This is a genomic window from Methyloceanibacter sp., from assembly GCF_041573655.1.
Classification (GTDB): Bacteria; Pseudomonadota; Alphaproteobacteria; order Rhizobiales; family Methyloligellaceae; genus Methyloceanibacter.
Genome location: NZ_JBFFQD010000022.1, coordinates 1 through 12,867 on the forward strand (window position 1 = coordinate 1; position 12,867 = coordinate 12,867).

Annotated in this window: 18 protein-coding genes; 13 read left to right on the top strand and 5 right to left on the bottom strand. The window is 63.0% G+C overall.

The genetic code is table 11. From position 1 onward, the window contains the following. The coding region (locus ABY454_RS07020; protein ID WP_372929506.1) for a hypothetical protein at positions 1-177 on the bottom strand (177 nt) is incomplete at its 3' end. A 223-nt stretch (positions 178-400) separates the two neighbouring features. Here ABY454_RS07020 and ABY454_RS07025 point away from each other — a divergent pair. After that, positions 401-619: a cation-transporting P-type ATPase gene (locus ABY454_RS07025; RefSeq protein ID WP_372929467.1), complete on the top strand. Its 219-nt coding sequence runs from the start codon at positions 401-403 to the stop codon at positions 617-619. Continuing rightward, positions 616-993 carry a hypothetical protein gene (locus ABY454_RS07030; RefSeq protein WP_372929468.1) on the top strand — a complete coding sequence of 126 codons (378 nt, stop codon included), beginning with the start codon at positions 616-618 and terminating at the stop codon, positions 991-993. The genes ABY454_RS07025 and ABY454_RS07030 overlap by 4 nt, the downstream gene beginning before the upstream one ends. On the opposite strand, the gene ABY454_RS07035 is transcribed toward ABY454_RS07030, so the two are convergent. After that, positions 939-1,307 carry an STAS/SEC14 domain-containing protein gene (locus ABY454_RS07035; protein ID WP_372929469.1) on the bottom strand — a complete coding sequence of 123 codons (369 nt, stop codon included), beginning with the start codon at positions 1,305-1,307 and terminating at the stop codon, positions 939-941. The two genes, ABY454_RS07030 and ABY454_RS07035, sit on opposite strands and share 55 nt — an antisense overlap. A gap of 22 nt (positions 1,308-1,329) precedes the next feature. Beyond that, a complete protein-coding gene (locus ABY454_RS07040; RefSeq protein WP_372929470.1) occupies positions 1,330-1,626 on the bottom strand; it encodes a hypothetical protein in 297 nt (98 codons plus the stop codon). A 157-nt stretch (positions 1,627-1,783) separates the two neighbouring features. Here ABY454_RS07040 and modC point away from each other — a divergent pair, with 157 nt between their 5' ends. The 5 genes from modC (at position 1,784) to ABY454_RS07065 (ending at position 6,909) form a co-directional block, all read left to right on the top strand. After that, on the top strand, positions 1,784-2,893 hold the full coding sequence (gene modC / locus ABY454_RS07045; protein WP_372929471.1) for a molybdenum ABC transporter ATP-binding protein: 1,110 nt from the start codon (positions 1,784-1,786) through the stop codon (positions 2,891-2,893). Beyond that, positions 2,890-3,423 carry an inorganic diphosphatase gene (gene ppa / locus ABY454_RS07050; protein ID WP_372929472.1) on the top strand — a complete coding sequence of 178 codons (534 nt, stop codon included), beginning with the start codon at positions 2,890-2,892 and terminating at the stop codon, positions 3,421-3,423. The genes modC and ppa overlap by 4 nt, the downstream gene beginning before the upstream one ends. A gap of 90 nt (positions 3,424-3,513) precedes the next feature. Beyond that, complete coding sequence (locus ABY454_RS07055; protein WP_372929473.1) at positions 3,514-3,795, top strand: DUF6455 family protein; 282 nt, start codon at positions 3,514-3,516, stop codon at positions 3,793-3,795. A gap of 121 nt (positions 3,796-3,916) precedes the next feature. After that, entirely contained in the window at positions 3,917-5,167 is a 1,251-nt protein-coding gene (locus tag ABY454_RS07060) for a GGDEF domain-containing protein (RefSeq protein ID WP_372929474.1), read from the top strand. A gap of 215 nt (positions 5,168-5,382) precedes the next feature. Beyond that, complete coding sequence (locus ABY454_RS07065) at positions 5,383-6,909, top strand: CHAD domain-containing protein (RefSeq protein WP_372929475.1); 1,527 nt, start codon at positions 5,383-5,385, stop codon at positions 6,907-6,909. A 10-nt stretch (positions 6,910-6,919) separates the two neighbouring features. Here the strand turns inward: ABY454_RS07065 and ABY454_RS07070 are convergent, their stop codons facing one another. After that, positions 6,920-7,297, bottom strand: a complete 378-nt coding sequence (locus ABY454_RS07070) for an HPF/RaiA family ribosome-associated protein (RefSeq protein WP_372929476.1) — start codon at positions 7,295-7,297, stop codon at positions 6,920-6,922. Positions 7,298-7,496: 199 nt separating this feature from the next. Between ABY454_RS07070 and ABY454_RS07075 the strand changes: the two genes are divergently transcribed. After that, on the top strand, positions 7,497-8,321 hold the full coding sequence (locus ABY454_RS07075; RefSeq protein ID WP_372929477.1) for a hypothetical protein: 825 nt from the start codon (positions 7,497-7,499) through the stop codon (positions 8,319-8,321). A gap of 28 nt (positions 8,322-8,349) precedes the next feature. On the opposite strand, the gene ABY454_RS07080 is transcribed toward ABY454_RS07075, so the two are convergent. Further along, positions 8,350-8,619 carry a YqjD family protein gene (locus ABY454_RS07080; protein WP_372929478.1) on the bottom strand — a complete coding sequence of 90 codons (270 nt, stop codon included), beginning with the start codon at positions 8,617-8,619 and terminating at the stop codon, positions 8,350-8,352. A gap of 141 nt (positions 8,620-8,760) precedes the next feature. Between ABY454_RS07080 and ABY454_RS07085 the strand changes: the two genes are divergently transcribed. The 5 genes from ABY454_RS07085 (at position 8,761) to ABY454_RS07105 (ending at position 12,640) form a co-directional block, all read left to right on the top strand. After that, positions 8,761-10,311: a PAS domain S-box protein gene (locus ABY454_RS07085; RefSeq protein WP_372929479.1), complete on the top strand. Its 1,551-nt coding sequence runs from the start codon at positions 8,761-8,763 to the stop codon at positions 10,309-10,311. Beyond that, the gene (fixJ, locus tag ABY454_RS07090) at positions 10,311-10,907 is read left to right on the top strand and encodes a response regulator FixJ (protein WP_372929480.1); all 597 of its coding nucleotides are present in this window, start codon (positions 10,311-10,313) and stop codon (positions 10,905-10,907) included. Before ABY454_RS07085 ends, fixJ begins: the two co-directional genes overlap by 1 nt. 247 nt (positions 10,908-11,154) lie before the next feature. After that, entirely contained in the window at positions 11,155-11,835 is a 681-nt protein-coding gene (locus tag ABY454_RS07095; RefSeq protein ID WP_372929481.1) for a helix-turn-helix domain-containing protein, read from the top strand. A 21-nt stretch (positions 11,836-11,856) separates the two neighbouring features. Continuing rightward, entirely contained in the window at positions 11,857-12,198 is a 342-nt protein-coding gene (locus tag ABY454_RS07100; protein WP_372929482.1) for a c-type cytochrome, read from the top strand. Between the two features lie 4 nt (positions 12,199-12,202). After that, the gene (locus ABY454_RS07105) at positions 12,203-12,640 is read left to right on the top strand and encodes a host attachment protein (RefSeq protein ID WP_372929483.1); all 438 of its coding nucleotides are present in this window, start codon (positions 12,203-12,205) and stop codon (positions 12,638-12,640) included. Positions 12,641-12,867: the final 227 nt, after the last annotated feature.

Below are 12,867 nucleotides of genomic sequence, written 5' to 3' on the forward strand. Positions count from 1 at the left end.
CCAGTGCGGCGCCTTCGGGTCGTAGCGGAGGAATTGCTGCCACAGCGTGTAGGCGGTCGGCGCGGCGTCCATGGCCGTGCCGGGATGACCTGAATTGGCCTTCTGAATGGCGTCGATGGAGAGCGTGCGGATCGTGTTGATTGAAAGTTCGTCGATCTTGTCTGGGGTCTGCGCCACCGTCGCCGTTCCTCCCTTTGTCTCAGGGGCGCTGAATTCAATACAGCATGCGGCATTGAGATCAAAGCGTCGAGCCGCATGGTTACTTTGGCGAGGGTAGTAAACTGCTTGTCACAGTCTTGACGTCTTATCCACGGGACGCGCGAGACTTGGGGCGGCCGTTGGGGGGCATCCTTGCCGCGCCGCGATGCCTTGGTTGAAAGAAGACGAGGAGAGCACGCCCTTGGCTGAGACCGGAGCTTCGACCAAAGATCAGTCGGATCTCGCGACCCTTCCCCTCGATAAGCTCGAAGCCAAGCTCGGCACTAGCCCCGAGAAAGGGCTCACGGTTGCGGAGGCCGAGAAGCGCCTCGCGCAATATGGCGCCAACGAGATTGCCGAGAAGAAGATCAGTCTGCTCCTCAAGTTTCTCTCGTATTTCTGGGGCCCATCCCGTGGATGATCGAGGCGGCGGCGATTTTATCGGCTGTCGTGCACCATTGGTCCGACTTTGTAATCATCATGGTGTTGCTCCTCGCCAACGCCATCGTCGGATTCTGGAAGGAATATCAAGCCGGCAACGCCATTGCCGCACTGAAGGCCAAGCTCGCGCCGCATGCGCGGGTGAAGCGGGGTGGGGCCTGGTCGGACCTTGCCGCAAAGCTCTTGGTGCCCGGCGCGGCGGCTGCGTTTCGGAATGTTTCGGCTTCGAGAGGGTCGAAACGTTTCCGGGGTTTGGAAATGGACGGTTTCGTTACAAAATTCTCGGGATTGGCAGGGGCTCACGCGGCCTGCGTGATCCACAGCCGCGCCTTCGCGGCCTCCTCGGTCGGATAGACCCGGACTGTGCCCGGCATGACGAAGCTGAAGAGCTGCATCGTATGCTTGATCCATTCGATGTCGCTGATGACCGCAATCCGCTCCCAGCGGGGTAGGTGCTCCATGCCGACCTTGAAGTCCTCCCAAGAAGCACTGACGTCGTAGCCTTCGAAGTCGCCACCGATCTCGTAGAGTACGCGCACCTTGTCGTTCGACCGGAGCGCTTTCTCCAACGCCGGAACCAGGACCTTGTCGTAGTCCTCCCGCGTCACATGCCCATGGCAAGCCAGGGCCACCACATTGTCGGGAAAACCTTTCAGCAGCTCGATCATGGCTTCCTTCTGTCGCGGCGGCCTAGTTTGCCTTTCTAACGCACTTGCTCTCGGCCTCGTTCCAGGTGCAGCCAAGCGTGCTCGTATTGCAGACGGACTTGCTGCCGTGCACCTGACAGGGATTTTCGTCGGGGCGTGGGCCCTTCAAGCAGCCGTTGCCGCCAGCTGCGTCGTACCAGCAATCGGGGCGGGACACGCATTGGGCGGCATCCCGAATAGCCGTACAGCGCACGGTATCCATGTCCGGCTCGGCGGTGGCGGGGCCGGTGGCTGCCAGGGCGGACAGTGTCAGCAAGAACGCAAGGAATGTTGGGCGCATAAAATGTCCTCTTGAGTGACAGTCGATCTGGTGCCGGTTTTACCCGAAGCGCCCCCGGCGTGCCTAGTCCCGTATGGGCCCGTGGCCCATGCTAAAGTCGCCTAGACCGCAAGGACGGGTTCGGGCTAAGCGGAGCCATGATAGCCGAGGCCAACCCATGATCAGCGTCGATGTGGCGCTCAAGCTCGATGACTTCGATCTCGATGCCGCCTTCGAGAACGAGGCCGGTATCACCTGTCTGTTCGGCCGCTCGGGGGCCGGAAAGTCTCTGACCATCAGCCTGATCGCGGGTCTTGCCCGGCCCGATCGCGGCCGCATCGTGCTCGACGGCCGCACCTTGGTGGATATTGAGGCCGGCACCTTCGTGCCCCCGCACCGCAGGCAGATGGGGCTCGTGTTTCAGGACGCCCGTCTGTTTCCCCATCTCAGCATCAAGCAGAACCTCCTCTACGGGCGGAAGTTCGCCGGCAAGGTCCCGGAACATGTGCAGTTGGACAAGGTGGTGGAGACGCTGGGCATTGGGCATTTGCTGCGCCGGCGTCCCGCGAGCCTGTCCGGCGGCGAGAAGCAGCGCGTCTCAATCGGGCGCGCGCTGCTGGCCTCGCCCGCGCTTCTTCTCATGGACGAGCCGCTGGCCTCGCTCGACACCGAACGCAAGCTAGAGATTCTGCCGCTGATCGAGAGCTTGCGCGACACGTTCGGCATTCCGATCGTCTACGTGTCGCACGCGGTGGACGAGGTCGCGCGCCTTGCCTCGCGTGTTGTCGTGTTGGACGCGGGCCGCGTCGTCGCCGCAGGTCCCGTCGAGGAGACGCTTGGCCCCGCCTTGCGCGGCATCGGTATCAGCCCCTTCGCGCGTTCCTCCGTGGTGAGGGGCGCTGTGGCCGCCGTGGACGGGGACTATGGGCTCACGGAGATCGCGCATCCGGCGGGCAAGATCTGGCTCGTGGGCAACGCCGGGCCCAAAGGGCGAGAGGTCCGCGTTGCCGTCAAGGCGACGGACATTACGCTGGCGCGGGACGCCGGACCGAACTTAAGCATTCGCAACGTGCTGGCAGGAACCGTCGAGGAGGTCGACACCCACGGTGGCGCCTTCGCCGGCGTTTCGATCGCGCTCGACGGCCATGGGCATCTTTTCGCCCTCGCCACCCGCAAAGCGGTCGACGAGCTTGCGATCCGCGCGGGCGGCCGCATTTTCGCGTTGATCAAGACGGTCGCGCTCGACGAACGGGCCGGCGCCAACATGGAGACCCTATCGGAGCTATGAACCTTTCCCAGATCCCGGTCGGAGATAATCCGCCACATGAAGTCAACGTCATCATCGAGATTCCGCAAGGCGGGACGCCGGTGAAGTACGAGGTCGACAAGAAGTCGGGCGCGCTCTTCGTTGACCGCTTCCTGCACACCTCCATGATGTATCCGGCCAATTACGGCTTCATTCCGCACACGCTGTCGGAGGACGGCGATCCTGTGGACTGCATCGTGATCGCCCCCACGCCCGTCGCTTCCGGCACGGTGATCCGCGCCCGCCCTGTTGGTGCGCTCCTCATGGAGGACGAGGCGGGCATCGACGAGAAGATCATTGCCGTGCCCATCGACGAGCTGCACCCGTTCTACAAGCGCGTGACGAGCTATCGCGACCTGCCCGAAATTCTGGTCGAGCAGATCGGGCACTTCTTCGAGCACTACAAAGACTTGGAGAAAGGCAAATGGGTCAAGGTCATGCGCTGGGCCGAAGTCGGTGAGGCCGCCGAGCTGATCCGCACCGGCATGGAGCGGGCTGGCACCAACGCTTAGCGGGCTTGATCTCGGTCAAGGCAGAGACCCCTCCCGTCCGTTAGCCAAGGTAATGCGCGAAGCTGCGCGCCCTGTGGGGGAGGGGACACCATGAAGCGCCCAAGGCAAGATCTCGCCGGCTTTCATCACCAAGTACTCATGGACGACATGATGCAGGTCGTCGGCGTCGATCTGCTCGACGTCATCGACGTGGATGGCGGCCAGTCCTATTTGCGGGCACGGTCGAATTGCCATGCTTGCATATGTAAAGACGGCTGCCGGGATTGGCTCACGGAGGCCAGGAGCGAGCTCAAGAACGAGCCTGAGGAAAAGCAGCCGCAGCCGTTCTGCCCCAATGCCGGCCTCTTCGAAGCGGTGAAGCGCGGCGACTGAGGCCCCCACACGAAAGCCGTTCGCTAAAATTTTCCAGAAAGTCTCGCGTTAAAATAAAACGTGTCGTGAGACCCTATCTTTAGGGTCGCGCCCCGGTGGATTTCCATGGGAGGGGCGGCGCATGCATCTCGACACGATGACGATGTCGGTTGTGAACCTTTCGGTCACGGCCATTGTCGCTGCCATGCTGTTGCTGACCTGGGGCCGAGCCGGTTGGGAGCAGGCGGGGGGCCCGCGCTTCGTCGGCGCCTGGGGTCTGGCCATGCTGACCCATGTCGCGGGCGCCGCCATCGTGCTGGGCGCCGCGCTCGCGAACGAGGTGAACCTGGTCACCATCGGTGCGTCGATCGCCATCTTGGCCGTCGCGTTGAAGTGGGATGCGGCCCGCGAGTATGCCGAACACGAGCGGGCGCCGTTTTGGATCATGTTCGGTCCCGTCGGATTCATTGTCCTGTCCCATTCGGGGTTCGTCGAATCCCTAGATGCGCGCCTGATTGTCGGGTGCATCTTCTTTGCAGCGTATAATTTTGCCGCCGCGCTGGAGCTGCGCCGGATTGGCGACAGGCAGCTCTGCTGGCCCGCCGTCAGCCTTCTTGTGCTTGTGGGGCTGAGCTACCTGTCCTGGATCCCCTTCATTCTCGTCGTCCCGATCCAGACTCTGGGTGAGGCCTTCACCATTGCCTGGCTTCCGGCGGTTGCGCTTGTGACGATGCTGATGCGTGTCGCCTTGGCGTTCATTGTGCTGTCCATGGCCAAGGAGCGCGAGGAGCAGGAGCAGCGCCGCGATGCGCTCACCGACAGTCTGACCGGGCTGCCGAACCGCCGCGCGCTCTTCGAAGTCGCCGATACCGTCGGAGAACGCCGTGTTCTGGGTGGCACGCCGGTGTCGGTGCTGATCTTCGATCTGGATCATTTCAAGGACACCAACGACTCCTATGGCCATAATTTCGGCGACGAGGTCCTCAAGATTTTCGCCATGATCGCGGAGCGGGATCTCAAGGAGAACGCCATCGTCGGGCGTCTTGGCGGCGAGGAGTTCGCGGCCATCCTCCCCGGCATCGATGCCAAGAGGGCGGTTGCCGCCGCCGAGCGCGTGCGCCGCGCCTTCTCCAATGCGGGCGCCTTCGTCAACGGTTTGGCAGTCGGCGCCACCGTGAGCGTCGGCGTTGCCTCGGACACGGACGTGGACGCGGATCTCTCGGGACTATTCCGGCGTGCGGATGCCGCGCTGTACGTCGCCAAGCGAGCGGGGCGTGACCGTGTCGCGATTCTGGAGTCGGACGAGAACGTTTTTCCCGGGACGACCGTGAGAAGCTCGCCCACCAGAGCGCGCAAGCGCCCTGTGCCGCGGCGGCCGCTCCAGACGGTCTGAGGCACAATAACCTTTTGTCCGCTGGAAATTTGCGACAGGCGCCCAAGGCACGCATCATTGGTGCACGGGACGTCGGGGGTTGCGGGACATTCGGGTGTTGATTGTGATAATCCCTTTGTAGGCTTCTCTTCTGGCCCTGCTTTCTCGGGGCGAATAGTGCGCGCGCGGACGACGCGAACCCGCCCGCCAACCGTGCAGATCAGGAGTTTGCGGCCGTGGCATCTTGTGAGTCTCAGTCAAGTTCTAACGCGAAGGAGATCGAACTCAAGCTCGAGTTCGACGCCGACGCTGCGCCGCGCATTCTGTCGCATCCGATTTTCGAGGGGCCGCCGCCGAAAACGCGCGAACTCGTCTCCATCTACTACGACACCGGCGCCAGTGATCTGCGCAATGCGGGCGTCTTCTTGCGCGTGCGTTCCACGGGTGACGGCTACGTACAAACCATCAAGAGCGCCAAGAGCGAAGGCGAGTTCTTAGAGCGGAACGAATGGGAGTGTCCGGTTCCCACCCATGAGCCCAACCTCGATGCCGCGGAGGGCACTGCGCTCGCCAGGCTGCTCACGCCCGAAGTCCGCGCCGATCTCAAGCCGCGCTTCCACACCAGGTTCCGGCGCAAAACCTATGACGTCCGGCATCGCGGGGCGGAGATCGAATTGGCCGTGGACCAAGGAGAGGCAACGGCCGGCGTCAAGGCCGCGCCGATTTCCGAATTGGAATTGGAGCTAAAGGCCGGCGCCAAGGCCGCTCTGTTCTCTCTCGCCCGCGAGCTCGCCGAAACCGCTCCCTTGAACCTTGCCGTGAAGACGAAGGCGGAACGTGGCTTTGAGTTGCTGGACGGCGCAGACCATACGGTCGAGAACGCGCGGCGTGTCGTCGTCACGCCCGACATGACAAGCGCGGAGGCGTTCCGCTCCATCGCGCGTAATTGTCTGCGGCAGATCGTGGCCAATGCGCCCGCCATGCGCGAGGGGCGCGCCGAAGCGCTGCATCAGATGCGCGTCGGGCTAAGGCGTTTGCGGGTCGCGATCGCGCTGTTTGGGCAGATGCTCGGCGGCGACGAGCGCAATACCATTAAGGACAAGTTGCGGTGGATCACGCAAGAACTCGGGCCTGCGCGCGATCTCGATGTGTTCGCCGCCGACGTGTTGGAGCCGATGCGTGCCGCCTATCCCGGCGATCGTGAGGTGGAGGACACCTACAGGGACTTCAAGGAACGTCACGCCGCCGCTTACGCCCGCGCAACCCAGTCCGCAAATTCCGATCGCTTTCGGGTTGCACTGCTCGATATCACGGCATGGGTCGAGACGGGCGATTGGGCGCGCAAAAACCGCAAGCTGGCCAAGAAGCCGGTCCGCCGCCACGCTCTGAAGCAGCTGGCGCGCTTGCGCCGTGGGATCAAGGCCAAAGGCCGTCGCTTGCGAGACCTGTCGCCGGCCAAGCGGCACAGGCTTCGGATCCGGTCCAAGCGACTGCGCTACGCCACGGAGTTTTTCGCCGCGACCTTCCCCAAGAAGAAGAGCGAGGAGCGCCGGAACGTGTCCTTAGCGGCGCTTGAGGCCATCCAGGATGCGCTCGGCGTGCTTAACGATATGGCGACCCGAAAGTCTTTGCTTGCCACTGGTCAAGAGGACTGGCGTCTGCGTGCACCGGCGATCGATATCGCCGAGGAGGAGAAGTGGTTGAAAGAGGCGAAGCGCGCCTATGGGCGTTTCGCCAAAGCCAAGGCGTTCTGGAAGGCCTGAACGGCGCCGATCATTCGGCGGCGGACGGCTCCCCCCGTGAGGCCGTGTGGGCTTTGACGTTGCCGCGCATCCGCCGCGTGTAATCTTCGAGTTGGCGCACCGCCGCGTTGAAGGCATCGCGCACGGCTACATAGACATCTTCATGGGCGTGGTCGGCCGGCTTGGCGCGATCGACGATCAGGTGGTCCTTGCCGGGCACGCTGATGTCGATGTGCACGCTGTATATCTTTCCCTTGTGATGATGCCGGTGCGGCGCTTCGACCACGACGGTGCAGCTGATAATGCGTTCGTGAAAACGCTCAAGCTTCGCCGCCTTCTCGCGGATGCGCGCTTCCACGGCGGGCGAGGGGTCCATGTTGCGGAAGCTGATGTCGAGGGGGATTTGCATGATCGCCTCTTTATCTTTTGTTGCCGGCTATCGATTTGCTTGGACCATTGTGCGCTAGAATGAGGAGAAAAGGCGACACACTTCTTTGCGATGGGTCAAGAAGCCAGGAACGGGTCTTGACCCGCCTCAAGGCATGGCGGTTTGGCATGTCATTGGATCGGGCCGAAGACGCCGCGAAGCTAAGGAAAGGGACGCTCCCGTGAAGCTTGTCAGGATTCTCCTCCCTATCGGTGCCGGTGGCGCCTCAGGAGCCTGCACTGAGGCAGCATTTCGCCTCGCGGAGCGCTTCGGCGCAGGCCTTGAAGTGCTGCATCCCTGCCCACCGCCGGTCCAGCGCCTGCCTTATGCGACCGAGCTCAGCCCCGTTTATTTCGAGGAAATGGTCGACGCTTCCAGGAAACAGGTCGACTACGAGGAAAGAAAAGCCACGGACTGGTTCGAGGAACAGCTCGGGGCCCATCCGGAGGTTGCCGCCGAACTCGTCACGGTCGAAGGGCTCGTCGGCCCGGCCGTCGCCATGCGGGCCAAGATCGCCGACGTGACCGTGCTACCCAGCGTCGCGGACGAGGAGGACGAGCTTTGGAGCGCCGCGCGCGACGCCGCGCTGTTCCAGTCGGGCCGTCCCATTCTCGTTGTCCCGGATAAGGCGGCGGGACCGCTGGGCGAGACTGTCGTTATCGCCTGGAAGGATACGGTCGAGGCGGTTCGTGCCGTCGCGTCCGCTGCGCCGTTCTTGGCCACCGCCAATCGCGTCAGGCTGCTTTGCCTCGACGAAGGCGAGGAGAGCGATGGCACCGCCTCCGGCATGGCCGACTATCTGACGCGGGCCGGCTATCCGGTGGAGATCGAGAGGGCCAGTCTCGAAGGCCGCGCGGTTGGGGAAGCGCTACTGGCCGCGACCGGCAAAGCAGACCTCTTGGTCATGGGGGCTTATGGCCGCTGGCGCTGGCGGGAATGGATCTTCGGCGGGGCGACGCTTCACGTGTTGCGCAACACTCACGTCGCGGTGCTGATGAGCCATTAGGCAGCGACGCCCGGAAGGCGACCAGGCGCTAGCGGCCCATCACGACGCCGAGGAGGAAGCCGACACCGAGCGCGATGCCGAGCGACTTCAAAGGTTCGCGTCGGACGGCGTCTTCCATGGCGCCCAAGGACTGCCCGGCTTGCGCCTGCAACGCCTCGGCTTGATGGCTGCCGGTGGCGCCAACGGACTGTGCCAAAGCGTTGAGGTTGGAGCGGAGCGCCTCGATATGCTCGGCGATCTCCTGAAGGTCCTCGTTCAGGGCCTTGTGGTCTGGCATTTCGGCATCTGTCGTGGCCATGGCTTCCTCCTTCGCGCCAAGGGACTTTAGCCCTGCATTGCGGCGTCGATCCAGCTAACTATAGAGAGCTGACAGAATTGCGATAACGTTCCCCCTTGGGACGCTGTTGGGCCGGGCTTGTCGCCCGAGGCGAGTATGATCATGCATGGGCCTCTCCAGGAGACCTCCGACGGTGAAAAAACGGGCGGTCTAGAGCGCTTTCGTCAGGCGCTGCTCGATCCGGCCGTCTCCGTCGCCCACTATGGTGCCGCGCTTGGCGTCATGGGCGTGGTGCTCACGCTCGCTTGGCTGTTGCGGCCGCTGGTTCAAGGTGAGGGCTCCTTCCTCATCTTCATTCCTGCTGTGCTGTTTGCGGCCGGGTTCGGCGGCATCGGTCCAGGGCTTCTGGTCACTGCGATCACCTCTGTCTTGGGTGCGCTCCTCATCGGGAACGGAACAGTGCCGGCTCCTGCGTTGTTGGAGCCTGCCGTGTTCGCCGTGGTCGGCATCGGCATTTCTTGGTTTGGAGAACTGCTCCGCAGAACCAGGATGCGCAGCCGCCGCCACGCGACAGACTTGCGCGCCCGCGAGGCCTATATCCGTTCGGTTCTGGATGCGGCGCCGGACGCAGCGGTGGTGATTGATGAGAGAGGGACGATTCAGTCCTTCAGCGCCGCCGCCGAGCGCTTGTTCGGATATGACAAAGATGAGGTCACGGGCCGCAATGTCAGCGTCCTGATGCCGGCTCCCTTCCGCCAAGATCACAACGGCTACATTGCGCGCTACATCGCCACCGGCGAGAAGCGCTTCATCGGCACTGACCGCGTCGTAACCGGCGAGCGCAAGGACGGTTCCACCTTTCCCATGAAACTGGCGGTGGGTGAGATGCGGACAGGCGATGGCCGCTTCTTTACGGGATTCATCCGCGACCTGACGGAGCGCCAGCAGACCGAGCATCAGCTGCAAGAGCTTCAGACCGAGCTCGCGCGCCTGTCGCGGCTGACTGCCATGGGCGAGATCGCCTCGACGCTGGCGCACGAGATCAATCAGCCGCTCTCGGCCATCAGCAACTATCTGCAAGGCTGTAGCCGTTTGCTCGAGCCCATGGAGCATCCGAACACGCCGAAGATTCGCGACGCACTCGCCGAAACCACCAAGCAGACGCTGCGCGCCGGACAGATTATTCGCCAGCTCCGCGAGTTCGTGACCCATGGCGAAACCGAGAAGCAGCCGGAGGACGTCAACAAGCTGATCGAGGAGGCCAGTGCCCTCGGTCTGGTCGGGGCCAAGGACGAGGGGGTAAGGACCATCTTCCGCTTCGATACGGATCTCGGCCCCGCTTTGGTGGAGAAGGTTCAGATCCAGCAGGTGTTCCTCAACCTCATGCGCAATGCCATCGAAGCGATGGAGGACAGCGAGCGTAAGGAGCTCTGCGTTTCGACGTCCCTTGCGGCGCATGACAAGGACGAGCAGGGTAGGCCGATGATCGAGGTTGCCGTCGCCGACACCGGAAGTGGCATCTCCGAGGAGATTGCCTCCCGATTGTTCCAGCCCTTCGTGACCACGAAGGCGGCCGGCATGGGCGTGGGGCTGTCGATATCCAAGCGCATCGTCGATGCCCATCGCGGGCGTCTTTGGGCAGAGCCGAACACCGACGGTGGGACGGTGTTCCGTGTCACGCTGTTGCAAGCGGACCCGGAGAGCGGGGACTGATGGTGGACAACCCCGTGGTGCATATCGTCGACGACGACGAAGCCGTCCGCCAGTCTCTGGCCTTCATGCTGAGCTCGGCCGGCGTGGCGGTCCGGCTCTACGATTCGGCCAAGTCCTTTCTGGACGGGATCGACGAGGTGCAGTGCGGCTGCCTGATCACCGACGTGCGGATGCCCGACATGACGGGCATCGAGCTTTTGCATCACATCAAGCAGCGCGCGCTGTGCCTCCCGGCGATCGTCATCACCGGACATGGCGACGTGCCGCTTGCGGTTGAGGCGATGAAGTCGGGCGCGGTCGACTTCATCGAGAAGCCGTTCGACGAGCAGGCCATTCTCGATGCGGTTCGCACGGCGCTTGAGCAGACCGACGACGTCGTGGACGTTGAGCTTACCAGCCGGCTGGCGAGCCTATCGGAACGCGAGCGCCAAGTGCTTGAAGGGCTGGTGGCCGGGCAGGCCAATAAGATGATTGCCGCCACCCTCGGCATCAGCCCGCGCACGGTGGAGGTCTATCGCGCCAACCTCATGGCCAAGATGCAGGCGAACAGCCTGTCCGAGCTGATCCGCATGGCGATCCTCGCCCATGTGCCCTAATCCGGTAGAAGCTGAATTCAAGCCGCTGGGATCTTGAGCCTTTTGACCTGGCTCAAGGCTTGGCCGCCTTGCCCGCATTACCTGTCGCCAAGATCGGTGACGTGATGGCTCGGGGCGGGCCGTCGCGTCCGGTCCTCTCCGAGTTTCGTCTTACGTAGTTTCCCTTAGGTGGCCGACACGATTTCGGTCAGGCGCGTCGTTGCGTACCTATGACGTTGGGCAAATCGATTCTCCGGGAGGATCACCGATGTTAACGCCGACCCCCGTTGTCGAAACTCCACGGGTCAACCAACGGCCCTTGCGAACCGCATTTTCCGAGGGAGAGGGGCCGGAATCGCTTCTTCCCGTCAGCGTGCCGATGAATTTCGGTCGCAATGCCGAGATCTTCGCCGAAGGCGAGGGCGCGGGTTATGTCTACAAGCTCGTATCCGGCGTCGTCCGCGTTTCCAAGCTGCTTCCTGACGGCCGCCGTCAGATCAGCGCCTTCCATTTACCTGGCGACATGTTCGGCTTTGAGGCCGGCGACACCCATCATGCTTCCGCCGAAGCGATCGTGCCGGTCAAGGTGGTGGCGATCAAATGGCATGGCCTGCTCAATGCCCCTGAGTCGGGCGGTCTCGTGCATGAACTGCTCAACCGCACCATGATCGGCTTACGCCAGACCCAAGACCATCTTCTTCTGCTTGGCCGCAAGAATGCGCTGGAACGCCTCGCCGCGTTTCTCCTGGAAATGGCCCGCCGATCCGGAGCGGACAACGTGCTCGATCTGGCCATGCCGCGTCACGACATTGCCGATTATCTCGGACTGACGCTGGAAACCGTCTCGCGCATGTTCGCCGAGCTCAAGGAGGCAAAAATAGTTCGGCTTGAATCGGCGCGCCGCGTACACTTGGTCGACATGGATAAGCTTGAGGCGATGGGCGCCTGAGCTCTCTGGGGTCCGATCTCCATGATGTCACGGCTCATCCTTATGCTTGTGTCGCTCTCGCTTCTTAGCGCGGGCGGAGCGTTCGCTGGTTCCATCACGGGCGCCTCCGATGTGGCGCGCGGCCAGAAACTCGCGCAGCGGCTCTGCGCCAACTGTCATCTCGTGGATAGTAGCCAGACGAAAGCCATGGCCGACGTGCCGAGCTTTCGCGAGATTGCCAATAAGCAGGACCAGACCGCAGGCGCGATCATGGCCCAGATCATTATCCCCAAGCATCCCATGCCGGTGATTCCGATCAGCAAGGGCGAGCTGAAGGATCTGGCCGCCTACATCCTGAGCCTGCGTGATCCAGCGAGCGAGTAAGCTCATGAAGCAAGCGAAGATCTGGTACGCCATTGCCGACGGCGGTCAAGCGCGGTTCGTCGAACGTGACGATGGTGGTGCTTTCCGTACCGTCGTGAGCTTTGATTCGACGAAGGCACACGCCGCAACGCGTGACATTGGCGCCGACCGTCCCGGCCGCGTGCACGACAGGGTCGGGCCTGGCCGTCACGCGGTTGAGTCGCGGCAGGACTTCAAGCAGGGAGCCAAAGAGGACTTCGTCAAGCTGGTCGCGGACGAACTCGCCGCCGAGCTTGAATGCGGGGCATTCGACGAGTTGATCCTCGTGGCGCCGGCGGGCGTGCTCACCGAGCTCAAGCAAAAGCTTGCCAAACCGGTCGTCGGTTGTGTGGTGCAGGACCTGCAGAAGGATCTTACCAACGTGCCGGACGGCGATCTAACCGAACATCTGGCGCCACGCTAGACCAGGCTGCGTCCCTGCCCGGGCCAATTCCGTCCCCTCGGGACCAGGAGGGAGGGTGCGAGCCCAACCTGCCGCACCCCCTCCCGCGGCCAGGAGGCGTTATGAGCCCGGCAGCATCGTGGGAAGGAGCGGCTGCCAGGGTCGGCCTCCCGCAAAGCCATCCGCATTTCACCACCAGCCGGCAAAATCTCGGGTAGAATTGCGTCGGTCCTCGGCTAGCATAGCGG

Excerpts from the sequence above, each read along its gene's own strand:
- ABY454_RS07030 (WP_372929468.1), top strand. The coding sequence starts at position 616 with ATGATCGAGGCGGCGGCGATTTTATCGGCTGTCGTGCACCATTGGTCC.
- ABY454_RS07035 (WP_372929469.1), bottom strand. The coding sequence starts at position 1,307 with ATGATCGAGCTGCTGAAAGGTTTTCCCGACAATGTGGTGGCCCTGGCT.
- ABY454_RS07040 (WP_372929470.1), bottom strand. The coding sequence starts at position 1,626 with ATGCGCCCAACATTCCTTGCGTTCTTGCTGACACTGTCCGCCCTGGCA.
- modC (WP_372929471.1), top strand. The coding sequence starts at position 1,784 with ATGATCAGCGTCGATGTGGCGCTCAAGCTCGATGACTTCGATCTCGAT.
- ppa (WP_372929472.1), top strand. The coding sequence starts at position 2,890 with ATGAACCTTTCCCAGATCCCGGTCGGAGATAATCCGCCACATGAAGTC.
- ABY454_RS07055 (WP_372929473.1), top strand. The coding sequence starts at position 3,514 with ATGAAGCGCCCAAGGCAAGATCTCGCCGGCTTTCATCACCAAGTACTC.
- ABY454_RS07060 (WP_372929474.1), top strand. The coding sequence starts at position 3,917 with ATGCATCTCGACACGATGACGATGTCGGTTGTGAACCTTTCGGTCACG.
- ABY454_RS07070 (WP_372929476.1), bottom strand. The coding sequence starts at position 7,297 with ATGCAAATCCCCCTCGACATCAGCTTCCGCAACATGGACCCCTCGCCC.
- ABY454_RS07080 (WP_372929478.1), bottom strand. The coding sequence starts at position 8,619 with ATGGCCACGACAGATGCCGAAATGCCAGACCACAAGGCCCTGAACGAG.
- ABY454_RS07085 (WP_372929479.1), top strand. The coding sequence starts at position 8,761 with ATGCATGGGCCTCTCCAGGAGACCTCCGACGGTGAAAAAACGGGCGGT.
- fixJ (WP_372929480.1), top strand. The coding sequence starts at position 10,311 with ATGGTGGACAACCCCGTGGTGCATATCGTCGACGACGACGAAGCCGTC.
- ABY454_RS07095 (WP_372929481.1), top strand. The coding sequence starts at position 11,155 with ATGTTAACGCCGACCCCCGTTGTCGAAACTCCACGGGTCAACCAACGG.
- ABY454_RS07100 (WP_372929482.1), top strand. The coding sequence starts at position 11,857 with ATGATGTCACGGCTCATCCTTATGCTTGTGTCGCTCTCGCTTCTTAGC.
- ABY454_RS07105 (WP_372929483.1), top strand. The coding sequence starts at position 12,203 with ATGAAGCAAGCGAAGATCTGGTACGCCATTGCCGACGGCGGTCAAGCG.